The organism is Streptomyces sp. NPDC088194, assembly GCF_040702025.1.
In the GTDB taxonomy this organism is placed as follows: domain Bacteria; phylum Actinomycetota; class Actinomycetes; order Streptomycetales; family Streptomycetaceae; genus Actinacidiphila.
This window is the reverse complement of record NZ_JBFBIV010000024.1, coordinates 36,973-63,924: the sequence shown is the minus strand read 5'-3', so window position 1 is coordinate 63,924 and position 26,952 is coordinate 36,973. Positions and strand designations below refer to the sequence as shown.

At 67.1% G+C, this 26,952-nt stretch carries 25 protein-coding genes and 3 pseudogenes; 13 read left to right on the top strand and 15 right to left on the bottom strand.

Features of this window, described 5'->3' with window-relative positions:
- Nucleotides 1-187: 187 nt before the first annotated feature.
- Together AB0399_RS15770 and AB0399_RS15765 are read right to left on the bottom strand one after the other, a co-directional pair.
- A complete protein-coding gene (locus AB0399_RS15770; RefSeq protein WP_366411657.1) occupies nt 188-883 on the bottom strand; it encodes a hypothetical protein in 696 nt (231 codons plus the stop codon).
- A gap of 32 nt (nt 884-915) precedes the next feature.
- Nucleotides 916-1,377, bottom strand: a complete 462-nt coding sequence (locus AB0399_RS15765) for a sigma-70 family RNA polymerase sigma factor (protein WP_366411656.1) — start codon at nt 1,375-1,377, stop codon at nt 916-918.
- A 907-nt stretch (nt 1,378-2,284) separates the two neighbouring features.
- Here AB0399_RS15765 and AB0399_RS15760 point away from each other — a divergent pair.
- A complete protein-coding gene (locus AB0399_RS15760) occupies nt 2,285-2,419 on the top strand; it encodes a hypothetical protein (protein ID WP_366411655.1) in 135 nt (44 codons plus the stop codon).
- Nucleotides 2,420-2,866: 447 nt separating this feature from the next.
- Here the strand turns inward: AB0399_RS15760 and AB0399_RS15755 are convergent, their stop codons facing one another.
- From AB0399_RS15755 to AB0399_RS15740, 4 genes and pseudogenes are all read right to left on the bottom strand, one after another.
- On the bottom strand, nt 2,867-3,676 hold the full coding sequence (locus AB0399_RS15755) for an SDR family oxidoreductase (RefSeq protein ID WP_366411654.1): 810 nt from the start codon (nt 3,674-3,676) through the stop codon (nt 2,867-2,869).
- 6 nt (nt 3,677-3,682) lie between these two features.
- Nucleotides 3,683-4,256 (bottom strand): annotated as a pseudogene (locus AB0399_RS15750) (MFS transporter).
- Nucleotides 4,257-4,506: 250 nt separating this feature from the next.
- The gene (locus AB0399_RS15745; RefSeq protein ID WP_366411653.1) at nt 4,507-5,385 is read right to left on the bottom strand and encodes a VOC family protein; all 879 of its coding nucleotides are present in this window, start codon (nt 5,383-5,385) and stop codon (nt 4,507-4,509) included.
- Nucleotides 5,386-5,439: 54 nt separating this feature from the next.
- Nucleotides 5,440-6,285 carry an alpha/beta hydrolase gene (locus AB0399_RS15740; RefSeq protein WP_366411652.1) on the bottom strand — a complete coding sequence of 282 codons (846 nt, stop codon included), beginning with the start codon at nt 6,283-6,285 and terminating at the stop codon, nt 5,440-5,442.
- A 257-nt stretch (nt 6,286-6,542) separates the two neighbouring features.
- Between AB0399_RS15740 and AB0399_RS15735 the strand changes: the two genes are divergently transcribed.
- The 10 genes from AB0399_RS15735 to AB0399_RS15690 all read left to right on the top strand — a co-directional run bounded on the left by AB0399_RS15735 (nt 6,543) and on the right by AB0399_RS15690 (nt 15,372).
- Complete coding sequence (locus AB0399_RS15735; RefSeq protein WP_366411651.1) at nt 6,543-7,355, top strand: IclR family transcriptional regulator; 813 nt, start codon at nt 6,543-6,545, stop codon at nt 7,353-7,355.
- 61 nt (nt 7,356-7,416) lie between these two features.
- A complete protein-coding gene (locus tag AB0399_RS15730) occupies nt 7,417-8,232 on the top strand; it encodes a fumarylacetoacetate hydrolase family protein (RefSeq protein WP_366411650.1) in 816 nt (271 codons plus the stop codon).
- Nucleotides 8,229-9,173, top strand: coding sequence for an acetaldehyde dehydrogenase (acetylating) (locus tag AB0399_RS15725; protein WP_366411649.1), 945 nt, complete (start codon nt 8,229-8,231; stop codon nt 9,171-9,173). The genes AB0399_RS15730 and AB0399_RS15725 overlap by 4 nt, the downstream gene beginning before the upstream one ends.
- Nucleotides 9,170-10,192: a 4-hydroxy-2-oxovalerate aldolase gene (gene dmpG, locus AB0399_RS15720; protein WP_366411648.1), complete on the top strand. Its 1,023-nt coding sequence runs from the start codon at nt 9,170-9,172 to the stop codon at nt 10,190-10,192. Before AB0399_RS15725 ends, dmpG begins: the two co-directional genes overlap by 4 nt.
- A gap of 147 nt (nt 10,193-10,339) precedes the next feature.
- Nucleotides 10,340-11,677, top strand: coding sequence for an aromatic ring-hydroxylating dioxygenase subunit alpha (locus tag AB0399_RS15715; protein ID WP_366411647.1), 1,338 nt, complete (start codon nt 10,340-10,342; stop codon nt 11,675-11,677).
- 5 nt (nt 11,678-11,682) lie between these two features.
- A complete protein-coding gene (locus tag AB0399_RS15710) occupies nt 11,683-12,249 on the top strand; it encodes an aromatic-ring-hydroxylating dioxygenase subunit beta (protein ID WP_366411646.1) in 567 nt (188 codons plus the stop codon).
- Nucleotides 12,246-12,629 (top strand): bifunctional 3-phenylpropionate/cinnamic acid dioxygenase ferredoxin subunit, encoded by a 384-nt coding sequence (locus AB0399_RS15705; protein WP_366411645.1) that lies wholly within the window; start codon nt 12,246-12,248, stop codon nt 12,627-12,629. Before AB0399_RS15710 ends, AB0399_RS15705 begins: the two co-directional genes overlap by 4 nt.
- Before the next feature lie 2 nt (nt 12,630-12,631).
- Nucleotides 12,632-13,429 (top strand): 3-(cis-5,6-dihydroxycyclohexa-1,3-dien-1-yl)propanoate dehydrogenase, encoded by a 798-nt coding sequence (hcaB, locus tag AB0399_RS15700; RefSeq protein ID WP_366411644.1) that lies wholly within the window; start codon nt 12,632-12,634, stop codon nt 13,427-13,429.
- A gap of 48 nt (nt 13,430-13,477) precedes the next feature.
- Complete coding sequence (locus tag AB0399_RS15695) at nt 13,478-14,740, top strand: FAD-dependent oxidoreductase (protein ID WP_366411643.1); 1,263 nt, start codon at nt 13,478-13,480, stop codon at nt 14,738-14,740.
- Nucleotides 14,737-15,372, top strand: a complete 636-nt coding sequence (locus AB0399_RS15690; protein WP_366411642.1) for a helix-turn-helix domain-containing protein — start codon at nt 14,737-14,739, stop codon at nt 15,370-15,372. Before AB0399_RS15695 ends, AB0399_RS15690 begins: the two co-directional genes overlap by 4 nt.
- 236 nt (nt 15,373-15,608) lie before the next feature.
- On the opposite strand, the pseudogene AB0399_RS15685 reads toward AB0399_RS15690, so the two are convergent.
- The 5 genes and pseudogenes from AB0399_RS15685 to AB0399_RS15665 form a co-directional block, all read right to left on the bottom strand.
- Nucleotides 15,609-15,821: pseudogene (locus AB0399_RS15685) on the bottom strand (integrase core domain-containing protein); the annotation flags it as partial.
- 124 nt (nt 15,822-15,945) lie between these two features.
- A complete protein-coding gene (locus AB0399_RS15680; protein ID WP_366411641.1) occupies nt 15,946-16,173 on the bottom strand; it encodes a hypothetical protein in 228 nt (75 codons plus the stop codon).
- A 354-nt stretch (nt 16,174-16,527) separates the two neighbouring features.
- On the bottom strand, nt 16,528-17,007 hold the full coding sequence (locus tag AB0399_RS15675; protein ID WP_366411639.1) for a hypothetical protein: 480 nt from the start codon (nt 17,005-17,007) through the stop codon (nt 16,528-16,530).
- A 23-nt stretch (nt 17,008-17,030) separates the two neighbouring features.
- Nucleotides 17,031-17,546: a sigma-70 family RNA polymerase sigma factor gene (locus AB0399_RS15670; protein ID WP_366411638.1), complete on the bottom strand. Its 516-nt coding sequence runs from the start codon at nt 17,544-17,546 to the stop codon at nt 17,031-17,033.
- A 540-nt stretch (nt 17,547-18,086) separates the two neighbouring features.
- On the bottom strand, nt 18,087-18,836 hold the full coding sequence (locus AB0399_RS15665; protein WP_366411637.1) for a transposase family protein: 750 nt from the start codon (nt 18,834-18,836) through the stop codon (nt 18,087-18,089).
- 1,485 nt (nt 18,837-20,321) lie between these two features.
- On the opposite strand from AB0399_RS15665, the gene AB0399_RS15660 reads away from it, so the two are divergent.
- Both AB0399_RS15660 and AB0399_RS15655 read left to right on the top strand, forming a co-directional pair.
- Nucleotides 20,322-20,867 (top strand): hypothetical protein, encoded by a 546-nt coding sequence (locus AB0399_RS15660; protein WP_366411636.1) that lies wholly within the window; start codon nt 20,322-20,324, stop codon nt 20,865-20,867.
- The gene (locus AB0399_RS15655; protein WP_366411635.1) at nt 20,864-21,646 is read left to right on the top strand and encodes a hypothetical protein; all 783 of its coding nucleotides are present in this window, start codon (nt 20,864-20,866) and stop codon (nt 21,644-21,646) included. The genes AB0399_RS15660 and AB0399_RS15655 overlap by 4 nt, the downstream gene beginning before the upstream one ends.
- Before the next feature lie 426 nt (nt 21,647-22,072).
- Here AB0399_RS15655 and AB0399_RS15650 read toward each other — a convergent pair whose 3' ends face one another.
- The 4 genes and pseudogenes from AB0399_RS15650 to AB0399_RS15635 all read right to left on the bottom strand — a co-directional run.
- The gene (locus AB0399_RS15650) at nt 22,073-24,022 is read right to left on the bottom strand and encodes a DUF3732 domain-containing protein (protein WP_366411634.1); all 1,950 of its coding nucleotides are present in this window, start codon (nt 24,020-24,022) and stop codon (nt 22,073-22,075) included.
- Complete coding sequence (locus AB0399_RS15645) at nt 24,019-24,519, bottom strand: three component ABC system middle component (protein WP_366411633.1); 501 nt, start codon at nt 24,517-24,519, stop codon at nt 24,019-24,021. The genes AB0399_RS15650 and AB0399_RS15645 overlap by 4 nt, the downstream gene beginning before the upstream one ends.
- Nucleotides 24,516-25,721 (bottom strand): ABC-three component system protein, encoded by a 1,206-nt coding sequence (locus AB0399_RS15640; protein ID WP_366411632.1) that lies wholly within the window; start codon nt 25,719-25,721, stop codon nt 24,516-24,518. The genes AB0399_RS15645 and AB0399_RS15640 overlap by 4 nt, the downstream gene beginning before the upstream one ends.
- Nucleotides 25,722-26,012: 291 nt before the next feature.
- Nucleotides 26,013-26,567 (bottom strand): annotated as a pseudogene (locus tag AB0399_RS15635) (integrase core domain-containing protein); the annotation flags it as partial.
- Nucleotides 26,568-26,952 lie beyond the last annotated feature (385 nt).

Below are 26,952 nucleotides of genomic sequence, written 5' to 3'. Positions count from 1 at the left end.
CCGGGGCGCCCCCGACCGGCCGGTGTGCCGCGGCGGCCCCGCCCGCGGCCAACACGGCCCACCTGTCATTCACCTGGGGCTATCGACCCCACTCCCGGTCACTCCTGGGGAGCGGCGTCGTCCTGGTCTTCGTCCTGGTCTTCGGCGGACGCGTCGGCGTCCGGGCCCCTGGGGCACGGCAACGGCATCACCCCTTGCCCGCGGTCGCCTTGCCGGTGGCGGTGACACCGTCCGCGAAGGTGACGATCTGCTGCTTCGTCAGCCCGAGCCGGTCCGGGACCTGCACCTGGAGCCGGTGCCCGGCGGCGTCGGACCACATCAGCCACATGGCCTGCTTGTCCTGCGTGACGCCCAGCTTCCCGGCCCGCCCGTCGATGTTCACCTTCTCGGGCCGCTCGTTCGCGGGGAACTGCGCATCTCCCGTCAGCGTCACGGCGATCCCGCGGTCGAAGGCCACCTGTGCGGTTGTCCCGCGGGCGACGATGGTGCTCGTGTCCGTCCCGGGCGGGACGGCCAGGAAGGCGTACGGCGTGGACGAGACCACCTTCCAGCCCTGCGGAACGGTGCGGACCTCGAAGCCCGCCGGCTGGGCGCCGTGGTACGAGGCCAGTTCCACCGTCACCGACGTCTGTCGCCCCGCGGCCGTGGACTGGGCCCAGGACTGCGTGCCGGAGCCCGACTCGCCTCCCATCGGCACAGCCACCGCCATGACGGCCGTGGCGGCCACTGCGATCACACCGGAACCCACGAGCCGGCGCCGCCGGCCGACCAGCGCCCGTCGCCCGCGAGCGACGTCCGCCTCGACGACGGCCGGGTCGACCGGCTCCGCCCCCGAAGCGTCGGCAACCCGCAGTTCGCTCAGCATCTCTGCCATGTCACGCATGACTTCTCTCCTCAATCCTTCGGTCTTCCTCGTCACACGAAGTCGTGGGCGTGCTTCGGGTACATCTCGCGCAGGCGTTCCAGGCCGCGGGCGGTCTGGCTCTTGACGTTGCCCTCGCTGCAGCCCATCGCCGCGGCGGCCTCGGCCGTGCTGAGCCCTTCGACGCAGCGCAGCACGATCGCCGCCCGCATCCGTTCGGGCAGCCTGGCCAGCAGCGCCATCAGCGGTGCCCCGTCGCGGTACTGGGCGTCGACTGCCGCGACCTCCGGCAGCTGGGCGGACACCCGTTCCCGGCGGCGGAACAGACTCCGCCGGTCGTCTATCGCCGCGTTCACTACGCAGCGCCGGGCGTAAGCCGCCATGCTGTCGGAACGCAGCCTCGGCCATCGCAGGTACACGCGCGTCAACGCGGTCTGCACCACGTCCTCCGCCTGGGCGTGGTCACCACCCAGCAGGAACGTCGCGACACGCACGAGCGAGGCGCGCTGCCTCACGACGAACTCGGTGAACTCACGATCTCGCTCGACAACACCTTTCACAGACACACACACCTTTCGCTTCGGCTCCGGCCGGCCGGACACCCCTTGTACGAAGGCGCGTGGTCTCGGCGTTGCATGCCGACCAAGGTTTCTCGACGTGGTCGCCGTCAAGCGGGGCGGGAGAGGGTCCGTGGGGCGGGGGCCCCTCCGACAGCAGCCGGCCGACCGCCTGGGCGACGTCCTCGGGGCGGCCGAGGAGGATGCGTGCGTTGTGGTGGGTGTTTCCCACTGACCGCTGCCACCAAGGAGCCGGCGCCCAAGCAACCCAGCCGTCCGGCCGACGAGGCGTTGCGGCGCGCGCTGCGCGACTTCGCGTTCGTCCTGCCGGGACCGGCCAGGCGAGAGTTGCCGCCGCAGACGCGCGTGGTGCCGGACTGGGTCGAGCGGACCTCGCCTCCCCTGACCGAGCTGCAGCAGCCGCGGTTGTGCGGTCGGCATCCGCACCCCTGGAGATGCTCGAAAACCTGCTGCCGTTGACCAACGACTACCGCTCGACCGCAGTTCAGCGGCTATGGTCTTCCGATCCCGACGAAGCTGCCGACGGTCACGCGGCTTTGGCGGATACGCTGATCTACTGGATTCGAGGCGCAGATCTACTGACTGTGGCGGGCCACGCCCTGGGACATCAGACCGAGAGGACCGGAAGCCGTGGCCAAGGCATGCCTCTGCCTAAAATCATCGGCTTGACCGATCGGGGTTTCGGATTCCGGTTGAGTGTACTGGCTGGCGGCGTGCGAAGCCGAACCAGTGCCGGGGCTATGGAATCTACCGGAGACGTGCTCCCGAGCGCTCGGACTGTTGGCCTAGGGTCGTCGCTCACCTGCTGGAACTGCGCATGCCGCTCACTCCCTCAGCTGACTGGATGAATGACGAGGAGCTGCTCAGGCTCGCAGTGCGCTACCTCGCACAGACGCCGGAGTGGGTGTTGGAGGCCATGGAGGGAGACCGGGAACGCGAGATCTTCCGGGCGATGTCCCGGGTACGCGATCTGAAGTGACGGTGCCATCTTTTATTTCCGAGGGGAGGCTTGCGTTCGATGAGACGCAATCGAATGCAGGTGCTCCGATCAGCCACCCGCGCATGAAATCCGCGGGGAGCCTCGGCGGCGCGGGAAGCAGCGTGTTGGCGTCGTGGTGGAGGGCGTGGAAAGCTGCCCAGGAACTGGTCGTCGGCAAACCCACGACGGCGTGGCGTTCGTCGCCGCTGTGAGTAGCTGCTTCTTCACCCTCCACACGGCATGCACCGACTTTGCCTCGACCGGAGACCCGGGCTGGCCGGCATTCGACTCGGAACACCGGCTCACCGAGGTTCTCGGCGCACCGTCCGCTGTCAGCGCCTATCCCGAGGAGAAGTCACGCGTGCTCTGGCAGCACCGTGAGTTCCCGCTGCCGCCTCTGCGGTGGTGGGACTGCGCTTGATCGGACTGCCCGACGGCCGAGGGGCATCAGACGAGTTCCAGACCCCCGTCGACGGTGAGGACCTGTCCGGTGAGCCAGGTGATCGCCGGGTCGGAGAAGCGCACGATCCACTCGGCGACCTCCTCCGGTTCGCCGCGACGGCCGAGCGGAATGAGGGCGGCTTCTGCCTTCTTCGCCTGTTCGATGGCCTCGTCGGGCAGCCCTGCGGCGGCCAGCGCCTCGCTCTCGGTCGGACCGGGGGCGACGGCGTTCACACGGATGCCTTCGGGCGCGAGCTCAACGGCCCAGCTGCGGGTGAGGTGTTCGACGGCGGCCTTGGAGGCCGCGTAGTGGGCGGCGTTCGGGGCGGCCTTGTGGCCGTAGGTGCTGGAGATGTTGACGATCGTGCCCTTGCTCCGGCGCAGGTGCGGCAGGGCGGCTTGCGCCAGCAGGGTGGGGGCGAGGACGTGCAGGTCGAACAGGGCGGTGACGGCCGCGGGATCGGTGTCGGCCAGCGGCATCCTGCGGAAGATCCCGGCGTTGTTGACCAGGACGTCCAGATGCCCCCAGCGCTCGACGGCAGTGGCGATCACGCCCTCCGCGGTTTCCTGAGCCCTCAGGTCGGCCGAGTGGACGGCGATCGACAGGTGCCCGGCGGCGGTTTCCTTCAGCGCGTCGATGCGGCGGCCTACTGCCAGCACATTGGCCCCTGCGTTGGCGAAGGCGCGCGCGGTGGCGCGGCCGATACCTGTGCCGGCGCCGGTGACGATGACGACGCGCTCGTTGAGGTCGGCGGGGAGTTTGGTGTTCATGACTACCTTTCGGTTTTCGGTGTTCGGTGTGCACTGTTCGTTCACGGGCACTCAGTGGCCCCGTACGGGTTGGTCTGGTGGTCGCTCGCTGACGGGCACGAGTACGGAGAGGGCCGTCGCCGAGGGGGCGGGCTCCCCGTGCCGGTCCGGGTCGGCGTCCAGGTCGTTGCCGTTGCCCGCGCGCGGTGTCGAGGCGCGATCGGCCCTTGGGAGGAACAGGGCGAAGACCACCCCGAGGACGACCGCGGCTGTGGCTGTCAGAAAGGAGACGCGGAAGCCCCGCATGGTCGGGACGGAGACGCCGCCGACGCCCATCGAGGAACCCGTCAACCCTACGGCCGAGCCCAGCCGTTCGCGCGGCAGCGTGTCCCGCAGCAGGCCGATGCCGAGCGGCAGCGCGCCGAGCGCGAACCCCTGGAGCGTACGGCCGACGAGCATCGGGAGCAGGGTGCTGCTGAGCGCGCAGATCAGCGTGCCGACGACCATGACGGTGAGGCTGAGGATCAGCATCCTCCGGGACGAGCAGGGTCTGCATCACCGCGACGGCGATGCCCGCGAAGGCGAGCACCGGGATCACGGTTCCACCGGCTCCTCGGCTGGGCCGGTCGTTCGGGGTGTGCGTCATGGAGCGGGGTCTCCGGGCCGACGAAGTCGGCTTCTGAACGACTGGGTCTGCATGAGTGGATCCGGGTGAGGGTGCCGCCGTGCACGGGCTGCCGTCGTGGCGACGGCAGCCCGCCCTGGCGGGTCCAGGGGCAGAACCCGCCTGTCGCCGGTGCGGCGGCGACGATCACGGGTATCACCAGGAGCCCATGACACGGCGCGTGGCGTGGCGAACGCGGGGTTGCCCACCCGTTCGGGTCCACGCGTTCGGGTTATACGTCCGGCTCGCTCGGGTCCGACCGCCGGTGGCCCCAGTAGCTCGCCGCGTCGTAGCGGGCCGGCGCCCAGGTGGCGTCGTCGACGAGCTTGCCGCCGAACCCGTACTCGACCTGGAACCCGGAGGGCGTCACGACGTAGAAGGACAGCATCTCGTCGTTGGTGTGCTTGCCGAAGGTCGCCGCGATCGGGGCGGCTCCGTCCTGGACCTTGTCCCAGGCCCGTCCCACCAGGTCGAGTTCGGTGACCTCGAACATCAGGTGCCCGAAGCCGGACAGTCCGGGGACCGAGGCGTAGGCGAAGGAGTGGTGACGCTCGTTCGCGTGCAGGAACGTGCCGCTCGCGCCTGGGGCGAACTCGATGAGGTCGCTCAGCCGGAAGCCCAGGAGGTCCTGGTACAGCCGGCCCTGGGCGGGCCCGTCGTCGGTGAACTGGAAGACGTGGCCCATCCCGCCCCGTCCGGTGACGAAGCTCGCTCCGGTGGGTGACACGAACCGCTGTCGCGCCTCCAGCAAACCCCAGAAGAGCTCCAGGCGTTGGCCCGCCGGGTCGTCGAACTCGACGAGCCCGCTGACCTGGCGCTCGGTCACCGCGTCGTCGGTCGCCCGCTTGACGGAGTAGCCGTTGCTCTCCAACCGCGCCGCGATCTCCTCCAGTTCGTTCGGGCCCTTCACCTCCCAGCCGATCGCGGTGACCTGGTCCGTGTCGCCACGGCGGATGTCGAGGCGGTACGCCTTCTCGTCCATCCGCAGCAGGAGCCTGTCCGGGGTGTCCACGGTCGGCTGGAGACCGAGGAGATCACGGGCGAACTCCCGCCATGCGTCGAGGTCTTGGGCCTCGACGACCACATATCCAAGACCGATGACCTCAGCCATGATCAGTCCTTCCCTCTTCGTTGAGGTTCTGCTGGGCGTCGGTGCCCGTCGCGCTCACGGCGCGGAGACGAAGTCGGCGACGAGCCGGTTGAACTCGTCGGCGTGTTCGAGCTGGAGCCAGTGGCCGCACCGGTTCATCAGGACCATGCGGGAGTCGGGGATCAGCGAGACCAGCTTCAGCGAGTTCTCGAAGTGCACGACCCGGTCGTCCCGGCCGTGGAAGTGCAGCGACGGGACCCGGATCGCGGCGAGGTCGTCCGCGGTGATCCCGCGGGGCATGTCGGCGCCGAGCCCGCCCGCGAGGAAGTTGGCCAGATGGTCGGGGCGCCGACGGGCCTCGTCCGAGCGCTGGCGGACCAGCTCGTCGGTGGCGAAGGCGGAGTCGTACGTCATGATCTCGACCAGCTCGCGGATCGTCTCGGGCGAGGGGTCGCGGTAGCCCTTGAGCAGGACCTTCAGACCCTCGCTGAGGCCGGCCGGGCCGAACAGCGACAGGCCCACCCCCGGAGCTCCGGAGCCCATCGTGACCAGGTGCGAGATCCGGTCGGGATGCCGGACCGCGAAGGCGACGGAGATGAGGCCGCCCAGCGAGTTCCCGACGAAGGCGGCCTTGTCGATCTTCAGAGCGTCCAGCAGCTGCAGGACCGCTCCGACGAGGTCACGGTCCTGCGGCGCGACGGCGTCGGAGGCACCCCAGCCGGGCATGTCCACGGCGATCACCCGGAAGCGCTCAGCAAGCGCCGCCATGTTGGGTCCGAAGTTGCTCCAGCCGGTGGCGCCCGGGCCACTGCCGTGCAGCATCAGGATCGGCGGGCCCTCGCCCGCCTCGTTGTAGTGGATCTTCCAGCGCTTCGTCCGGACGGTACGGCTGGTTCCCTCGGCCGTCAGCGTCTGCGGCATACGTCACTCCTACGTGATTCGTGCTCACCGTTCGGACCCTGGCCGACGGCCTCGGGCCGACTGCGGATCGGGTGAGCCGACATGACGTTCACCCTGCTCGCGAGGCAGAGGCCGCCGGAAGGGCGCTGTTCCACATCGCGGCACACCTGTCAGCCGGCACTCCGTGCTCGCCTTGACAGCCGCTCCGGACAGGCGTAGATCTCGTGCATGTAAATAGCCATTTACATGGTGGCTGTCGGCGAGGGAGGCGACTCACGGTGAGTGTTCTGACGACTGTTCCCGCCGACGTGTCGGATGCGAGGCCGGGGCAGGCCGAGGCCAGGACGGGCCTGGCGGACACCTCCGCCGCGAAGGTGCTGGTCATGCTCGACGCCTTCCGGGGACCGAAGACGGTCCTGGGCGTGACCGAGCTGGCGCACATGGTCGGGGTCCCGAAATCGACCGCGCACCGACTGCTGTCGATCATGGTCGAAGGTGGGTTCGTCAGGAAGATCGGCGGGCGCTACTGCCTCACCGAGCGCCTCTTCGAGGTCGGGAACCGCGCCGGCTCCAGCGCCATCCGGTCCACCGGACTCAGGCGCCGGGCGATGCCGTACCTGACCGAGCTGTACGCCGGGAGCCAGGACACCGTGCACCTGGCCACGCTCAGCGGCACGGACGTGCTCTACCTGGAGAAACTGTTCGGGCACAACACCGGAAGCTCTCCCACGGCCGTCGGCGCTCGGCGGCCCGCACACTCCACCGCGCTGGGCAAGGCCATGCTCGCGCACGCCCCGGACGGACAGGTGGAGGCCGTCATGGCCGGCCCGTTCCAGCGGTTCACCTCGCGGACGATCCACAGTGCCGACCGGCTCGAGCAGGACCTGGCACGCGTGCGCGAGGAGGGACTCGCCTACGACGAGGGCGAGTTGCGGGACGGCATGCACTGCGTCGCCGTACCGATCCTCGATCCCGGGACTGGTACGTCCGTGGCGGCGGTCTCCGTCTGCTCTTTCCGCCCGCAGAGCCTCAAGCGCTACGCACCCCGGCTCCTCTCCATGGCCCGCGACCTCTCCCGCGCCGCCGTCTGACTGTGCCGCCCCTTGGAACTCCGCTGTGTTCCGCGGCGGACGGTTCGCCGACCATCGGGGCATGACAGAGACCATCACCCCTTCACAACCGGTACTGGAGGAGGCCGCCCAGCGGCTACTCGACGCCGAGGCACTGCGCACACCCTGTGCACCCGTACGGGATCTCATCGGCCGCGACGACCTCCGGGCCGCCTATGACGTCCAGCGGCTTGTCGTCGCGTCGCGGCGTGCTCGTGGCGCGGTCGTCGTCGGGAGGAAGATCGGTCTGACCTCGGACGCCGTTCAACAGCAACTGGGCGTGGACCAGCCGGACTTCGGCGTCCTCCTCGACGACATGGCCCACCTCGGCGGCGACACGATTCCGATCGACTCGATCATGCAGCCGCGTGCCGAGGCGGAGATCGCCTTCGTGCTCGCCCAGGATCTCGCCGACGGTCCTCTCGACCTCGCGCAGGTGCGCGCATCGGTCGACTACGCCGTCGCGGCCCTGGAGATCTGCGGGAGCCGTATCCGGAACTGGGACATCGGCTTCACGGACACGGTGGCGGACAACGCGTCCAGCGGCGCCTTCGTACTGGGGCCGCGGCACACGCGCCTGCACGAGTTCGAGCCGAAGGACGTCGTGATGTCGCTGTCGATCAATGGCACAGAAGCGGCAACAACCGGGAACGGCGCGGCCTGCCTCGGAGACCCGCTGACGGCGGTGGCATGGCTGGCCCGGCAGGCCCGGGAGTTGGGCGAGCCACTGCGCGCCGGCCAGGTGATCCTCTCGGGCGCCCTCGGCCCGATGCGGCCTGTGACCGCCGGCGACAAGGTGACCGCGAGGATCTCGCCTCTCGGCGCGGTGACCGTGACCTTCACCGAAGGAGAATCATGAGCGATACGCAGGTAGCGATCATCGGCTCGGGCAACATCGGCACCGACCTGATGATCAAGGTGATGCGGACGGCCAGGAATCTACGGATGGGCGCCCTGGTCGGCATCGATCCCGACTCCGACGGCCTCGCGCGGGCGGCACGCCTGGGCTTCGCCACCACGGCCGAAGGCGTCGAGGGGCTGATCGCCCTGCCCGAGTTCGCCGACATCGACATCGTCTTCGACGCGACGTCCGCGAAGGCCCACGCCTACAACTCCCACCGGCTCGCGCCCTACGGCAAGCGGCTCATCGACCTGACGCCCGCGGCGATCGGCCCTTACGTGATCCCGGCGGTCAATCTGAGCGATCACCTCGATGCCCCCGACGTGAACATGGTGACCTGCGGGGGGCAGGCCACGATTCCGGTCGTGGCCGCCGTCTCCCGCGTCGTGCCGGTGGCCTACGCCGAGATCGTTGCGTCCATCGCCGCCAAGTCCGCGGGTCCCGGCACTCGCGCCAACATCGACGAGTTCACCGAGACCACGTCGGCGGCCCTCGTCGAAGTGGGCAGAGCCCGACGGGGCAAGGCGATCATCGTCCTGAACCCCGCCGAACCGCCGCTGATCATGCGGGACACCGTGTTCTGCCTGGTCGACGCGCCCGACCTGCGACAGCACCAGGAGATCCGCGCGTCCATCGAGAAGATGGTGGCCGATGTCGCGGCGTACGTTCCCGGCTATCGCCTCAAACAGGACATCCAGATCACCGGAATCCCCACCGACCAGCCGGTCCGGACCCTGACGGAGGGGAACGCGCCCGGGCCCACCCATCAGGTCTCGGTGTTCCTCGAAGTCGAGGGCGCCGCACACTACTTGCCGGCGTACGCGGGCAACCTCGACATCATGACGTCGGCGGCGCTGCAGGTCGCCCAGCGCATAGCCGCCCGAACGGAGCCCCGATGACCACCTCGATCTTCGTCCAGGACGTCACCCTGCGCGACGGCATGCACGCCGTACGCCACCGCATCACTCCAGAAAAGGTCCGCCGGATCGTCACGGCTCTCGACGAGGCCGGCGTCGACGCGATCGAAGTCGCCCACGGGGACGGGCTCGCGGGCGGGTCGCTCACCTACGGCCCCGGTTCGCACACCGACTGGGAGTGGATCGAAGCAGCGGCCTCTGTGATCGAACAGGCTCGGCTGACGACGCTGCTCCTGCCCGGGGTCGGCACGATCCACGAACTCAAGCGGGCCTGGGACCTCGGTGTGCGTTCCGTCCGGGTGGCCACGCACTGCACCGAGGCCGACATCGCCGCGCAGCACATCGCCTCGGCCCGCGACATCGGCATGGACGTGTCGGGCTTCCTGATGCTCTCCCACATGGCCGAGCCTCGTGAACTGGCGCGGCAGGCCAAACTGATGGAGTCCTACGGCGCGCACTGCGTCTACGTCACCGACTCCGGCGGCCGGCTCACCATGAAGGACGTCGAGGCCAGGGTCCGCGCGTACCGGGATGTCCTGGACCCGGCCACCGAGATCGGCATCCACGCTCACGAGAACCTCTCGCTGTCCGTCGCCAACTCTCTCGTCGCCGTCGAGCACGGTGTGTACCGGGTCGATGCCTCGCTCGCCGGCCACGGCGCGGGCGCGGGCAACTGTCCCATCGAGGCGTTCATCGCGGTCGCCGATCTGTCAGGTCTGCGGCACGGCTGTGATCTGTTCAAGCTCCAGGACGCCGCCGACGACCTGGTGAGGCCGCTTCAAGACCGGCCGGTCCGGGTCGATCGGGAGACCCTCACCCTCGGTTACGCGGGCGTCTACTCGTCCTTTCTGCGTCACGCCGAGAACGCCTCCCGGCTCTACGGCGTCGATGTCCGTGACCTCCTCATGGAGTGCGGTCGGCGAGGGCTGGTCGGCGGCCAGGAGGACATGATCATCGACATCGCCCTCACCCTGCTCGCAGAACGCGCCCCCGCCACCTGACCAGGGGGAACCACGCGCCCGCGGATCTCTGTTGCGAGGACACGGCAGCGAACTGTTCCGCCCCTCTGAACGGGACTGTTCGCCTTCCGGACCCGCTGTCGCAGGCTTCACTTCGAAAGAGTCGCATCGCCTCCACCAGGAGCGGACATGATTGACCTGAACACCATGGTCGACCCCGATCGGGGATGGAACGACCCGCGGATCTACACCGATCAGGACCTGTACGAGCGCGAGTTGGAGCACGTCTTCGGGCGGACCTGGCTCTTCCTCGCGCACGACTCCCAGTTGCCGAAACCGGGCAGCTTCATCCAGACGTACATGGCCGAGGACCCGGTCCTGGTGGTCCGGCAGCGGGACGGGTCGGTGAAGGCATTCCTCAACCAGTGCCGGCACCGGGGCATGCGGATCTGCCGGACGGACGCCGGCACCAGCAAGACCTTCACCTGTACGTACCACGGGTGGGCCTACGACCTGGCGGGCAACCTGATCAACGTGCCGCTGGAGGAGCAGGCATATCGCAACGAGATCGACAAGAGCGAGTGGGGCGCTCTGAAGGTCCCGCGGATCGCGAACTACCGCGGCTTCCACTTCGGCACGTGGTCGGAGGAGACGCCGGAGTTCGAGGACTACCTCGGCGACATGGCCTTCTACTTCGACGCGGTCGTCGACCGCTTCGACGGCGGCCTGGAGCTGGCGCCGGGAACGACCAAGTGGGTCATCGACTGCAACTGGAAGTTCGCGGCGGAGCAGTTCGCCAGCGACATGTACCACGCGCCCGTCTCGCACGCCTCCGCCATGATGGCACTGACGGAAGACCCCAACGCCTCCGGCGGCCAGACCGACCCGAACATCCCGGGCCGCCAGTTCGGCGGCAACGGGCACGGCTCCGGCGGCTTCTTCAAGCCGGAAGCCGTCATGAAGGCGCCCTACTTCGGAGACGCCACCTACGAGTGGCTGAGGACCAAGGAAGACGAACACCGGCAACGGCTCGGACCTGAACGGGTGTTGAAGGTCGACAACCACAACACGATCTTCCCGAACTTCTCGTGGCTCGCCCTTGGCCTCTCGACGATGCGGGTGTGGCACCCGCGTGGCCCCGGACAGGTCGAGGTGTGGGCCTGGAGCTACCTCCCCAAGGACGCCCCGGACGAGGTCAAGGCCGAAATGCGGAAAATGACCCAGCGGACGTTCAGCCCAGCGGGTTCGTTCGAGACCGACGACGGTGAGAACTGGACCGAGATCCAGCAGGTGCTGCGCGGTCACAAGGCGCGCACCAGCAGGTTCCACACGGGCATGGGTCTGGGCTACGAGGAGACCGACGTCCACGGCCTGCCCGGCACGTCCAACTACGTGTACGCCGAACACGCAGCGCGCGGCTTCTACCGCCGGTGGAGCGACCTGGTCACCGGCACGCCATGGGCGCAGATACAGAAGCCGAACCGAGCGTCAGAGGCCGCGGACGCCGCCCTCACAGACAAGGCGTGACCACCATGACGACCATCGACCGCACCGCCACGCCGACCTCGGTGTTCCGCAAAACCGACGTACAACTCCAGCACGAAGTCGAGCAGTTCCTGTTCGCCGAGGCCGAACTCCTCGACCAGCGGCGCTTGCAGGAGTGGATCGATCTCTTCACCGAGGACGTCCACTACTGGCTGCCCACCCGCATGACCCGCACCAACCGCGAACGCCACCGCGAGATAGCCGATGAGAACGAGACCGCCCTCATCGACGACGACAAGTACTTCCTGACCGGCCGGGTCCGCCGCTACACCTCCGGCATCTCCTGGTCCGAGGAGCCGCCCTCCCGCACCCGCCGACTCATCACCAACGTCCGCGTCGCCACTGGCGCGGAACCCGGCGAACTCGACGTCGTCTCCAACTTCTACGTCTACCGCAGCCGCCTGGAACGCCACCAGGACTGGTTCATCGGCGAACGCTTCGACACCCTGCGCCCGGCCGACCCGGACTACGGCTACCCCTATCGGATCGCAGCTCGGAAGATCGTCCTTGAGCAGACGACACTCCTGGCCCCGAGCATCAGCATCTTCCTGTGATCGCCATGACCCAGCACGCACTTCCCCCCGCGTTGCCCCAACTCGCCCATCGCAAATGGGTCCGTGCCTGCCCAGTCGACCAACTCCCGGAGGATGAAGGGCTCAAGCTCGCCACCGTCCCCCTCACCTCCGTCTTCGCGGCGGAGGACGAGGTGTTCTGCATCGACGACACCTGCACACACGAGACGTTCTCCCTCGCGGACGGCTGGGTCGAGGGCTGTGTCGTCGAATGCACCCTGCACATGGCCAAGTTCAGCCTGCGTACCGGCGAGGTCGTCTCACCGCCGGCCACCAGGCCGGTGGCCGTCCATCCGGTGGAGTGCGTCGACGGCGTCGTCTTCGTCGCGCTCCCGCTGAACTACCTCGTGAAGGAGGGCTGACCATGGCACGGCTCGACAATGCGTCGGTGGTGGTCACCGGGGCCGGTTCCGGCCTCGGCCGGGCCATCGTCGACCGCTTCACCGCCGAGGGCGCGAGCGTCGTCGCCTTCGACCGGTCGCAGGAGAAACTCGACAAACTCCAGGCCGAACTCGGCGAGTCGGTGGTCACCGTGGTCGGTGACGTCACCAGCTACGAGGACAACCTCCGCGCCTGCGAGGCCGCCGTCGACTGGCGCGGGAAACTCGACACGTTCGTCGGCAACGCGGGCCTGTGGGACTTCAACCGCTCGCTCGCTGAGAGCGATCCGCAGGCACTCGCCTCCGGATTCGACGAACTCTTCGCGGTGAACGTGAAGGGCTATCTGCTCGGCGCCAAGGCCGCATTGCCGGCCCTGACCGCGTCTCGGGGTTCGATCGTCTTCACCTTGTCGAACGCTTCTTTCTACCCGCGCGGCGGCGGCCCCCTGTACGTCGCGTCCAAGCACGCCGGGGTCGGCCTGGTCAGGCAACTGGCCTACGAACTCGCCCCCGACGTACGGGTGAACGCGGTCGCCCCGGGCGGCATGGCAACGGACCTGCGCGGTCCCGGGGCGATGGGCCTGGCGGAAACCTCCATCGAGGACGCCCTCCCGATCCGGGAGGCCATCCGGACCTTCTCGGCCCTGCAACTCGACATCCGGCCCGAGGACTACGTCGGTTCGTACGTCCTGCTCGCCGCACGGGAGGAGTCCGCCACCGCGACCGGGACCGTCATCGACATCAGCAGCGTCGGCACGCCCAGCCGGTCCACGGCTCCGTAGACCGGCCGGGGCCCGGCAACCCAACACACTCTGAACGAGAGGGCCATCGTGTCCAGGACCCACCACGTGATCGTCGGCGGCAGCATCGCCGGTGTGTCGGCCGCCATGGCGATGCGGCGCAGCGGATTCGACGGTGCCGTCACCGTCGTCGACGCCGAGCCGCTCCTCCCGTACGAGAAGCCGCCGCTGTCGAAGGAACCCGACCCGGAGCAGGCCCTGCGGCCCATCCTGCCCGCGGAGCACTACCGGGAGCACGGCATCGACCTGGTCATCGGCCTACGAGTACACCGGCTCGACGAGGAACACCGCCGGATCATCCTGGCCGGCGGTGGCGAGCTGCCCGCCGACCGGGTGCTGCTCACCACCGGCGTCTCCGCACGCCGACTGGGCACACCAGGAGAGCAGTTGGACAACGTACACACCCTGCGCACCGCGACCGACGCACGACGCATCTTCGCGGGCCTGCACCGGGGCGGCCCGCTCGTCGTGGTCGGCGGCGGCTTCATCGGACTCGAAGCCGCCGCGGTGGCCCGGACGATGGGCATCGACGTCACGATCGTCGAGGCGACGGAACTTCCCCTGCTCGGCCCGCTGGGCCCCGCGGTCGCCGGTCTCATGACCCAACTGCACCGGGACAACGACGTACGGGTCATCAACGGCCGGACCGTGGAGACGTACGCCGGCCACGGCGTCGTGGAAGAGGTCGTCCTGACCGGCGGCCAACGGCTGCCCGCCGCCACCGTGGTGATCGGCGTCGGGGTGGTCCCCAACGACCAACTCGCCGCCGCAACCGGTGCCACCGTCCACGGCGGGGTCGTCGTGGACGAGTACGGCCGCACCGATCATCCGTGGCTCTGGGCGGCCGGTGACGTGGCCAGCCAGATCCATCCGCGGACCGGGGTCCGTGAGCGGATCGAGCACTGGGACGTAGCCATGCGCCACGGCGCGGCGGTGGGCGCGTCGATGGCCGGGCAACCCACCATCAACGACGAGGCGCCCTACTTCTGGTCCGATCAGTACGGCAAGTCGCTGCAGATGTTCGGCCGCGGACGCGGGACCGACCAGGTGGTGGTGCGGGAGGGCGCGACCCCCGAGCGGTTCGTGGCGTTCTGGCTCCGCGAAAGCCGGCTCGCTGCCGTCGCCGGACTCGACGAACCGAAAGCGGTCCGCTCCGCGAAGGCAATCCTCGACACGAACGCCGTAGTGGCACCCGAGGTACTCACCGACCCGTCGACCGACCTGCGGGCACTGGCCCGCCGGCTCGCGCGCCCCGCGGCTGCCCCGGCCCAAAGTCTGCCTGCCCGGACATGAACGACGATTATGGCAGACTGATTCGTATGACTGCCGGAGGTCCATCGGACGGGACACGACGGGCCCGACCGAAAGGGCGCGACGCACACCGTCCCAAGGACTCCGCCGCGACACGCAACGACATCCAGCGGGCGGCAGCGCGACGGTTCGCGGAACGCGGTTTCGCCCATGTGACCCTCCAGGACATCGCCGACGACGCGGGTGTCACGCCGGCCCTGGTCAACCGGTACTTCGTCTCCAAGCGGGCGCTCTTCGAGCTGGTGGCCCACTCCCACGTCGACGAGGCACAGCCCCTGACGGATGTCGCCGAGTTCGCGTCCGACCTCATGGCCTACTGGCAGGACATCGACCGCAGAACACCCGCGCTCGCCCTTGTCCGGTCCATCGACCTGGACGGCGGAACGCTCCTCAAGCACGAGCTGGAACGAAGGGTGCGGGAGCACTGGCGCCAGTTCCTCGCCGGGGATCCAGAAGCAGAGGCCAAGATCCGCCTGCTCGAATCCCTGACCCTGGGCCTCGGCCTCTTCGGCATCGGCGCGCTCCTGGGCGAGGACGAGGGTCTGTCCTCCGAGACCCTGACCGCGATGGAACGCCGGCTCGCCCTGATGATCGAGGCTTGCCTGAGCGACTGACGTCGTGCCGCCTCTGCTCTTCCCGGCCCTTTCACACAAGAGTCTCGGCTTGGTTTGTCATGGCTGCCGACAGCAGCCGGTTGGTTCTCGATCCACGTGAGCCCTCCGAAGTCCGGTTGGTGGCAGGCGCGCGTGACTGCGACGTAGACGAGGCGTGTATCCGTAGCGCTTACACGTGCCGGAATCGCGCGGCCACTCGCGTCTCGCTGGCCTCGACCCCGAATCCTGAACACCGGCTATTCGGTTGGTGCCAGCGTAGTTGGTATGAGTTGGACGGCGTTCTCGAAGGTGATTGGTGATCGTTGCCCGAGGCAGGCGTGTCGGCGGCGGGCGTTGTAGCGGTGGAGCCAGCGGAAGGCGTCGAGTCGGGCATCGCGCTCGGTTGGCCAGCTCTTTCGTCCTTGTATGGGCTCGCGGCTGAAGGTCGCGTTGCAGGACTCGGCGAGTACGTTGTCCGCGCTGAACCCTTCTCTGAACTAGCCGCTTAGGTTGCCTTCTCCGCGACAATTTGTGACAAAAAAACCGCCGTTGCGAGTCAACGCAACGGCGGGGCGGTCCGAGGGTTGGGCGGGCTCAGAGGAAGTCGTCCTTGAAGAGGTCCTCAAGACCGATCCGGATCAGGGCACCAACGGTCAAGCGGACGACGACGCCGGCTCCATTTTTCGTGTTCTTCCACGCCTTCGCCCGATTGCTCAGAAGTTTCTCAGCCGGCTTGGCTTCCAATGCGTCTGGGATCACCTCGGCGACCCCTTCCACAAACAGCATCTCGGGCATCTCCGCATCTGACGGATTGATATCCATACTGTCGGCCTCCTTGGCGCGTCACTCACCAAGAAGACGCCGCCGCCGCACCGTCTCCGTCACGATGTGACGTTCGTCTCTTCGTGACGCAAAAGCGGAGTTTGACGGATCGTCTGATCAGGTCCATGCGAAGGGCCCCTCACCCGACCCCTTCGTCGAGTGAGAGGCCCACCAGCTTCCCCCGGACTTCCCCCGTTCCTTGGTCTAGCGTCAGTGCAACAAAGTTGCAATGATGCTCAGGATCGACAGTCGGGTCGCCCTAACGCCCATAAGCAAATTAACGATGGTTTGACGAGAGGGGCGACGCGTCACCGTATTCACCCCCTCGTAGTTATTCTTGTCGATTCGCATCATTTAGATCAGTCCTTCCTCATCTGAGGAGCCAGGCGATGTGATGCTCGGGAGGACGCTGGGCCGCTCTCCCTGGATATGAAGCTGGAGTTCCTCGGCGATTGCGACAGCCACTTCGTCGCCAGCCCATGCTGCGTGACACCACCACGCTTGAGCTGCTTCTTCACCGTCGAGTACTTCCACGATCTCCGCGATGCGTCTGAGTCTGCCGCCGTCCTCTCTTGTTGTGGCAGGCAGGAGGGCCTGCAGCTCGTCCAGAAGCTCCTCCCGCCCGGGAGGAAAGCTGACCTCCTGACTGAATCCTTCCTGGGAATCGACCTGCCGGGGACCGGCCGACGAACTGCCGGCCCCCGTCGCAGGAACTGCGGTGGAGGCGAACCCCAGCCCGTCGAATACCCGGGCCAGGAAGGTCTCCGTGTGGGGCCGAACGATTCCCGGGGAAGGAGACTGGGAAGCCAGGGCAAGACGCTCGAAGGCATCCATTCCGGTCCCCTTTCTCGATCCGCTCATTCTTGTCCGGCTTTCATTACTTCTTCTCGTGCAAGCTTCTCGTAACGTCTGGCCGTTGATTCTGAGATACCCAGAAGATCAGCGATCTCGGAGAAGGTCGCCTTCTCCAGGTAGCGCAGTTGGATAATCAACTTCCACGTGGGATTCAGCTTCCCCAGAATCTGCGGGATGCCGAGTTCCCATTCGACTTCCGAGTACATATCGCCGTCTATTGATTCTGCCTCACTGCGAAGCCACTCCGTCAGGCGTTCGCGGTCCCTGATATCGCTTCTCTCTATCGAGCGAAGCTGATTAATCACGGCCCGGGCCGCATATCCAGGGATGGTCTTCACAGATTCCCGGAGCCGTAACGTGCCCCAGTGTCTCCAGAATCTGAACAGGACCTTTTGAACTGCATCCTCAGCGGTGACAGGGTTGCGAGCGGATCTATAGGCAATTCTCAGGAGAGACTCTGCATTCTGGCGACACCAGAGTTCGAAGTCTTCCTGGGAGCCGTCGAGGATCTCGCTCATGCGAGTCCCTCCGGAGCGGAGGCAGGGCTGGCGGCCTGCCTCGGTTCCGGGTGGACCGTGTCCGTGCCCGAGCGGTGGTGTTCCCGCCGGGCGGTCGCGCCTTCGGTATCGGCCGTCCGAGCGGGCAGGGCCTGGCTGGTCCTGCCGTGCGCTCGTCGAGTCGACGTCGAAGGGTGGTGCAGGTGGAAGGAGTCGCCGATTGAGGTCATCGACGGCGCCCTCCTTTCTCTTGATCGCCTCGGACCCCGTGCCCAGTGGGGCCCGAGTCCGATGACCGCCGAAGAAGTGGGCGGTCACGGTGAAGACGCAGCCGAGGCGCGAAGTCCGTCACGCCGGAGCAAGATTCTCGTTCCCGTCTTAGCGGGTAACCTGTGAGCTGGTCTTTTGTCAGTCTGAAGTGGTCTAGGTCACACCCGGGGACTGGGGCGGCTGGCAGGGCCGCCGGTAGTGCTGGTGCGGCCCGCGATCTCCCCGAACCCGGGCATGCCGAGATGCACCGCGATGGCCCGCCCGAGTGCCTCCTCGTCCAACTGAGTTTCTTCAGCGTTGCAGCTCCAGGGTGAGGACGGCCTTGGCGATTGACGTCATGCGGTTTGGACTGCATCGGGATCTGCGGAAGATCCGCCAGGACTTCAGACGGGCGACGCCGCGTTCGACGGGTGCCCGTGTCGCAGCCAGGGCACGGTTGCCGGTCTTCTCGGTGGGGGTGAGTTCCCGCAGGGGCCTGCGTTTGATGCCCGTGGTCAGCCAGGGGCCGCCGCCCTGGTAGGCGAGATCGGCCACGATGGGAACGCCCTGGCGCTCGCAGATTCGGATGATCCGGTGGGTGCGGGCAGCGGTCAGGTCGTGGGTGCGGCCCGGCAGGGCGGTCGAGAGCCACAGCAGCCGGCCGCCGGGATCGGTGACGACCTGCACGTTAACGCCGTGGCGCCGGTGCTTGTGGGAGTAGTCGGCCCGGCCGTCGCCGACCCGGTCGCACTCGGCGAGAGTCCCGTCGAGGAGGACGAAGTCAGGATCGTGCTCGCGCAGCGTCTTCAGCAGGCCGGGTGCGCGTTCGGCGAGCAGGTCGACGACCCCTCTGATGTAGGCGTGGGCGGTCGACTCACCGATCCCGAACCCGGCAGCGATCTTCGCCAGTGTGGTGTGTTCGCGCAGGTACACCAGTGCCACCATCGCGCGCTGAGACGGACGCAGCTTGCAGCGCCGGTCGCCCTCACGGGTGACAATCAGCATGGTGACCCACTCGACGAGCGCATGCGGCAGGTCGAGTGCGGAAGGATGGATGACCAACGAGGCCCCCGAGCAATGTGATTGAGACATCAGACATCTCGATCAACGGCCCGGGGGCCTCGCTCGTTGCGGCTCGCAGAGCTTCACCCGATCGGTGGCCATCTCGAAGAGGCTCACTGTCAGACGGCTGCCCTCGCCCGCATCCGCCTGCACAAAGACAAAGACCCCGCACCCAGCAACTTCGCTGGTGGCGGGGTCTGTCGGCACCTTCTGCGAAGTGCCCCCGGCAGGATTCGAACCTGCGCACACGGCTCCGGAGGCCGTGACAGTCCCAGAGGTTTCCGCAGGTCAGAGCATTATCTGACGATTCGTCATGGGACTCGCGCCACAAATACGCCACTTGCTTCGAACTCGCATATGAGGGGCTGTCAGGTTGCCCGTGTTGGTCAGTCGTCCGGTATTCGTACCCGTCCCGGTGCCGCTGGCAGTCCCTGACTGGGACCGGCGTTGGGGGGCGTGCAGGAGTGCGATGAGGCGCGGGCGGTTGATGGTTGCGCTGGGTGACCTTGGTTTCCGCCGGCAGGACTGGGACACCCGCGGGTCGGGGTTGGGCCGTTAGGGGAGCGGTGCGGATAGCGGCTTTGCGTGGTGGGCAGTCCTGCCTCCTCGGCGTGCGGGAATGGGCATGGTGCAGCGTCTGGTGCAGGGCGGGGTGGCCGGGGCGGTGGGCGGCCTGGTGATCGGCCGCCAGCAGGGGCGGGAGTTCCGGCACGACGTCCAGGCAGAGCGCGGCCGGGGTTGGCCGCGGCGGCGGGGGAGTTCGGTGCGGGACTCGCGCGGGCGATCCGGGTGGGACTGGCTCCGTCCAGCCCGGGACCCTACGGGTCACGGGGGCCGTCGGAACTGACCTGGTACGCGTTCGCTGTCACCTATGCGCGGGATCACTGGGTGGGGCGGGCGGCAACGACGCGCAACGAGAGCGGTGAGGCACTGCACCGAGCGCTGCGTTCCTGGGCGCTGGCGTGAGCGAGCACGACATCCCCGCTCGAGACCGGCTGGTCCAGGCGTGGGTAGCGAAGGCATCCAGGCCGCTGGTCGACCTCCACGACCCGGTCCTGGCCCGCAATGCCCTGGGGGCGTTGGGCCTCAATCGCGCCGGGAACCCGGCGGCACCGGAGACGGTGCGGCGCAAGCGCAAAGTCCTGGTGAACTCCTCTACTACGCGATGAAGCAGGGGAAGCTGGGTAGTCATCCGCTGGCGGGTGCCGAAGCAGGCCAGGTCGGTCGATCCGCGGTCGGTGATCAACCTCCATCAGGCCCGGGACCTGCTGGCAGCCCTCTCGAGTTCTCGACGGAGGCATGACTCGCCTCCGCGAACCACCGGGTCGTGTTGACCTTGTATACGGCGCGTCGCTGACGCCATGTCCATATAACGGGGGAGTCCCACGTACCTATGTCCTCGGGCCGCCGTCTTGAAGCTTCTGGGGGCGGTATCCTCACTTCCTTGCATGTGGGGAAGGGGGGCAGGTGCAGCCTGGCGATGAAATGACAGATGCACTGGCAGAGAAGATCCTCAGCGGCACGGTAGGAGGAGCACTGAACACGCCGCTGGTTTGGAAGCAGAAGAACGTGCCGAGGAAGACGAGCGCGGCCGTCCATGTCGAAGCCTCGGCTCCGATCAAGATCGATCTCTCGTGCCGTCTGGAGTTGCGTGTGAGGATCGGCCTTGACCTGCCGTGGGACTACAGCTTGCTCTTGCTGCATCCGACGGGCAAAGCGTGTCTGAGGCGACTCGACATCCGGGGCACCCACCGAGACCGTGGCGCGGGCGAGGATTACCTCACCCGCACACACAAGCACAAATGGAGCGTGGACACAGGGAACGGTGAGGTGTACGCCCCGGACGACATACGTCACGCACCTGACCCGATCGCCAACGCCACCCTCGCCAGTATGGATGAAGAGTACGAACGCGTGGTGCGGGACTTCATCGCTGAGTGCAAGATGACCATTGGGGGAAACTACGCATGGGTGCCGCCGGCCCTCCCCGCCACGCAAGCGACCTTCGACGGACTGGAGGACTACCCGTGAGCACTCCAGCATTCGTCGATCAACGACTAGCTGAAGTCTTGAAGTGCTGGCACATGGCCCCAGGCGGCAGATCCGGCACCGTCGCCCTGACCGGGCGCCAGTACTTCGCTGACGGTGATGGAGTCACTGTCTTGATCCGTGTGTCCGATGATGACGCACTGGCAAGCGACGGAGGAATTACCGCTACCCGGCTCGCCGACGCAGGCGTCGACGTCTGGGGGACCACCAGGGCGGCCACGGCGTGGGCCGAGCTGCTGGCCTCATTCAAGCTCCGTGAAGTAGACGGCCGAATCGTGGGCCGCCGCCCGGTAAGACAAGCCGAACAGCTCGCCTCCGACATTGCAAGCGCCATGCTCACCGCCGACGGCCTTCGATACCTGGCTGTTCCGGAGCGGGAAAGCAAGCTCATTCGGCAGCTGTATGAATTCCTAGATAGTGGGCACTATCAGTACACCCGGCGGCCCATTATCAAGCTGCCGCTCGGCTCAGAGGTGCGTCCCACCGCAAGAGTGGACGCCCCGCAACGGCCCGTCCTCATCCAAGCCGCCGACGCGGGAATCGACCACGCTCTGTCGCTCGTCCAGAGGATCGATAAAGCCGACTACGGATTTAACCAGAGGCTGGTTCTCCTTCGCGGGACCCCGGAAGACTGGCCCGCAGACCACCTTGACCTGCTGGCAGATCACAGTCCTGTGGGTTTCTCGTCTCATATGGAGCAAGTGCAGGGCTTCCTGCGTGCAAACAGAGAGCTGCCCCGCCCCGTGACAATCGGGTCCTGAATGTTAATCGCCCATTCGGTAACAAGAGGCGACTTTGCTCGTGCTTCCCGATCGTTCAGTCCCTCGACATCGTTGTCCACAGTAGTGCTCGTCATCGAGCCGGGTAAGGCGGACCATGGCTGGTGGCGGGCATCCGGGAAGTGGGCTCTGGTGCGGGCGTAGAAGCGGAATACGTGGGCGACCAGGCTCTGCTGGGCATCGGGGCGGTGTTGCAGGCCGCTTTGATGACGCCTGCATCGGCTTTGCGGAGGATCGGCATGTCACGTCAATTCAGTTATCGCGCGGGTGGCCGGTGCCCCGTGGTGCGGGCAATGACTTCGAGGAACCCGTATAGTGCGCCTTGCGAGCGATTTCGAGGGCTTTGGTAGCGGGGAAAGCTATGGTCAGCGCGTCGGCGACATCGCGCGGTCCGCGATCCCTGGCGTCTCATTCGGCAGCGGCGTCGGTGATCCACTCGTAGGGGACGAGAGCTCCTCTGCCGGCTCGCCAGCGTTCCAGGACGGCGGACTGGAATGTGTCGTCGTCGAGGTCGGCGTGTTCCATGGCGATCACTTGGAAGCCGCCTTCGAGTTCTTCGACGGTCTGCTGGATGGCGGTGTAGACGCGGAGCAAGTTGGCGCGGTCCTCGCCGGCCAGCTCGATGCCGGTGCCGGAGTAGTCGGAGGGGAAGTACACCTGTGAGGGCTGGTCGAGAATGAGGAAGCGGGGGACGGGCGCACTGTGCTCCGCGAACCACTCGTGGAGGCTGAGCATGGCGGCCACGTGGTAGCCGACCCAGTTCTCGCCGCTTCCCATCTCGCTCAGTGGGATAGGGCCGGTGGGAGTGTCGGCGACTACGGTCAGGCGACGGATGTCGAGCCGTATCGGATGCTGAGAGTGCTCCAGATGCAGCCGGCGGGCTTTATCCCAGATTTTTGAGCTGATCAGGGAGATGCTGCTCGCCAAGCGGTCGCTTTGGCTGTCCTCGCTGAGGGCGCGCTCGACTTCGTCGATCTGGCGCATGAGGTCGTCGCGGTTGTCGATGACCGGGGTGGTGCGTTCAGCTCGCGCCGCGTTCTCCAGATATAGGCTGATCCTGCCCTGGACGGTGGCAGCTCGCAGCGCGTGATCGGCGAACCGGGCTGCGGCCCGCTGGCCGGCGAGCAGTTCCTCGGCCTGTTCCCGGTTGCGGTTCAGTTCTGTCTGCAGGGCGCGAAGTGTCCCCTCCTCGTCGGCCAGCATGGCCTGGATCTGCGAGGTGTCGCTGTTGACGAACGCGACATCGGCCTCTAGGCGGCTGAGATCCGCGCGGATGGTCTGCATCGTCTGACGGGCCGGGGTCACCTGGCCCTCGCAGACCGGGCACCTGTCGTTTTCGCCGTCGGGAGTCAGGCGCAGCAGGTTCAGCGAGGCCAGTCGTTCGCGCTGGTCCGCGGCCTGGACAAGGTAGCTGCTGCTCTCGCTGAGATTCTGCTTCAGGTCGCTGATCCGAGCGCGTGTCTGCCCGAACCGCGCGCGTAGCTGTCGGCGCTCGGCATCCAGCTCCGCGGCCGGATCATCGGGTCCAGGGGGCTCGGTGCGGGCCGGCCCCTGCTCAGCGGCCTCGCCCAGGAGGCGCAGCGCCTCTTCCAAGGGAGGCTCAGCTGGTGGCGGCGACTCCAGCAGACCGGCATCGGCTGCTTCGGTCAGCAGTGCCAGGGCCTGGCCAGAGGCGGGTGTGGCACGGGCTGCCTCCTCCAGCCGCGACCGCGTGGCTTTGAGGTCCGCGCGCAGCAGTCGCAGACGGTTGCGCAGCAGGGCCTGTTGGGGATCGACGGCGCCAAGGAAGTAGGGCAGGACATCGCGGATCGCCCGCGGACGCCATTCCTGGCCCTGGGAGTGGAAGAGATGGTCGGGGTTGGCGACTTCGTTCTGGGCTTGCAGGCAGAAGAAGAGGGTGTGGCGAATGGAAGGTATCAGCGTGGTCCCGCCCGAAGCCGGAATCGCGACCGAACGGTCGATGCCGCAAAAATCCGAGAGCAGATCCCGGGCGGTGTCCAGCGGCACAGCGAATTCGAGGGCGCTCTTGGCCGGCACCGCAGTGTCGGCGGACTGGAAGGCCACGTGCAGCCGGGGTGCGGTTGTTGAGCCCGTCTCGGGGGCGGGGCGCGCGACGAACACCTGCTGGCCGTCCCGTAGGAGGGTGACCGCGTACACAGCCACGTAGTCACGCACCACTCCAGCCCGCACCGGATAGTCCGTGCTGCCCAAGCAATAGTCGACGATGGTCCAGATGGACGTCTTGCCGGTCCGTGAGTCCCCGGTGACGATGTTGAGCTCACCGGGCCGCAACGACAAGGTGCGAACCTGGTCGGCCCCTCGGCCGTAGACGGTCACCGAAGCAATCTGGAAGGTCACGGCCTAACTCCAAGCAATGTCAGTGCGGTGCTCGTGCTGCCGGCGCTGGGAAGCCATCGCCCCAGCAGGTAGGCGGCTTTCTGGACGGAGACGACTTGTGCGGATTCGCCGCTGATCGTGGCCGGAATCCGGCGGCCAGGAAGGTTCAGCCGTCCGGGCGGCTCAAGCGCCAGAACACCTGTCTGCAGGGCAAACAGCAGACCCGGGCGCACGACCGCGGACAGGGCGGTGGCACTGCGGGTCATTAGCACGCGCACGGCTGGATGGTCACCAACCCATTTTGGGAAGTTCGCGTTCAGCGTCGTGGGGAGAACTTCTCTCACTGCTGGCTGCAGTGCCATCACCGCGGCGGTAACGGCGATGGCGACCGGGCAGGGACGCTGCTGATACTGCATGCGATGCCCCTGCACAGCACGGGCGCACACCAGTGCCATAAAGGCGTCGTTGTACAGTGCCCGCTCCTCGCGGCTGAGTGAAAACGTGAGGGGCGTCGTCATGAGGCCGTCACCGGTTCAAGCAGGGCTATCAGGCGGCTGACGAAGTCGGGGTGCCAGCCGACACGCTGCTCGTCGGAGAGCATCTGATACGAGCCTCGGGTCAAGAACGCCTCGTCGCACTGCGGGCGGATCGGGAACCGTGCAGACTCCTCCACCCACCGGTAGATGCGGCGAGCGTGCAGCCGCTTCTCCTCTTCGACGGCGTGGGGACCCAGTTCGTCTTCCATGATCGCGAACTTGATCTCCCACTCCTCTACCAGACGCTGTTCGTACCGCCCGATCTCGCCGGGCTGCACCAGGTTCTCGATCAGCCAGCGCGACCGCTGCTCGTAGGCTCGCAGGTAATCGCGGACTGCGATGCGGATGCGAGCCTCGCTCACGCCGACCAGGCCCAACTGGGAGACGAACACCTTGTCGGCGTGGTCATCCACGGTGCCGGTGAGCGAGGCCACGTCCAGGTCGATGGGCAGATTCTCCGGTCGGAACTGGTTACGCAGCGAAGTGAATGCCTCGTCGAACTCGGCGCCACTGATCGGATTCGGCGCTGGGCTGCGCATCTGCTGCACGGCGCGCTGGAGGAACCAGCCCTCCATACGTTGGATGAAGGCGTCTGCCAGGCCCCGGTCGACGGCCAAGGCGACTTCTCCGCGCAGGAGGTCCTTGACCTGGTCGATATCGGGCGCCTTCCCCAGTACTTGGATCCGCGACAGCAGGAGCGCGCGCTGAGCAGGATTGAGCTGGTCGAATGCCTTGTATGCCTTGGCGTTGGTGTCGCTGGTGGAAGCGGTCCGCGCCTCTTGTAGCAGCTCAAGGGCCTTGGCTTCGTTGCGTACTCCGGAGGAGGTCGGCTGCAGAAGGGAGGCGGCGCTGCCCTCCGCCAGGTCCGCGGTTGTCAGCAAGAACAGGTCCGTGGTGTCGAAATGGACTGTGCCCGAGTTCAGGGCCGTCGACCAGATCCGCAGTGTCTTCCACAGGTCCGTGCTGGAATCGGTCAGCCGCGTACCCGGCTTACGGTGCTTGAGCTGCCACAAGCCAGTTTGCTGGTCTGCCTGCACCTCGATGTCGTCGCCGGCCTCGATCGCAAGACTCCAGTCGATGCCCACCCGGAGCTGCTCGACGCATGAGAGCAATGCCCGGCGGAACTGGTACACGTACCCAACCGCAGACGCCGACGCCTCGAAAGACTCTCCCTGCCCGCTCACGCCCCCGCCCCTCCCCACACGAACACCGGCCCAACACGCTCCTTCGCCTGATCGTCATTAGAACCGCTCCCCCAACGCTGGCAGCTCGCCGCTCCTCAACAGCACATCTGAGGCATGGCGCTGTTCTGAGACCCGGCCGAGGCCCTCTCCGCGTAGTTACAGGAGGTTCGACAGCCACCCTGATCTATTCCGCCAGGACCTGGTTATAGCCGACCGGAAGCGCAATGGGAGGGCAAACGCCGCAGATGCGTCCGACCGGGATGGCCAGGTGTATTGCCCTGTGAGCTTCGGGACACGGGTGGCGGGTGGGTGACCGCCCAGGGCGGTGTGTTCGCAGTGGTGGTGGTTAGGTGTGGAGCCATCGTGCAGAGGCTTCGCGGCGTTTGGTCTCTGAGCGGTGGGGGCGGGCGTAGGCCCATTCGTCGAGCAGGGTGCGGTTGAAGCGCTCGACTTTGCCGTTGGCCTGGGGCCGGTAGGGCCAGGTGCGCTTGTGGGTGATCCCGACCGCTGCCAGGATGTCGCGCCAAGTCGTGAGCGGTAGCAGTAGCCGTTGTCGGTCAGGGCACGCTCGACGTTGATCCCGGCGGATGCGAAGAACGCCTGCGCGCGGGTCCAGGAGGGGGTAGCGGTCTGCTACGTCTCGTCGAGGTAAATCTCGCTTTAGGCCTGGCGGGAGTGGTCGTCGACGGTGGTGTGCAGGTAGGAGTAGCGCAGGTTGGGGCGGCCGTGGATTCTGCGGGGCACGGTGGGACCGCGGTGGGCGAAACTATTGCGCGAGCTGGCTGCCCGGCCGTGGATCTTGTGGCCGCCGCCGTCGGGGATGTTGCCGAGTTTCCTGATGTCGAGACGTGGACGAGTTGCCTGGGCGGTCGCGTTCGTAGCGTGCCGCGGGTGGCGCGTTCCAGGCGGTCAGGCAGGCGTAACCCGAACCACGCTTCTGCTGAGAAGTGGGCTTCTCAGGTGTGGGTACCTGAAAATTTGGCATTGATGGCAGCGCCGCTGCTATCGTTGGCCTTGGTCGAAGTGGTGAACGTCGCCCAGCCTCAACGGCTGTGTCCCGGGATACAGCTATGCCCCGGAGTCCGCCTGATCGCTGCGGGCGGACCTCGGGGCAGGGAGCCAGATCGTGCTTATTGCCTCGGGCTGTGTGCAACCACGTGCAGTGACAGAGGTTCCAAGGCGTACGCAGAAGAGTTTAGCACAGCTACCTGCCATCTGCGTCGGACACAGG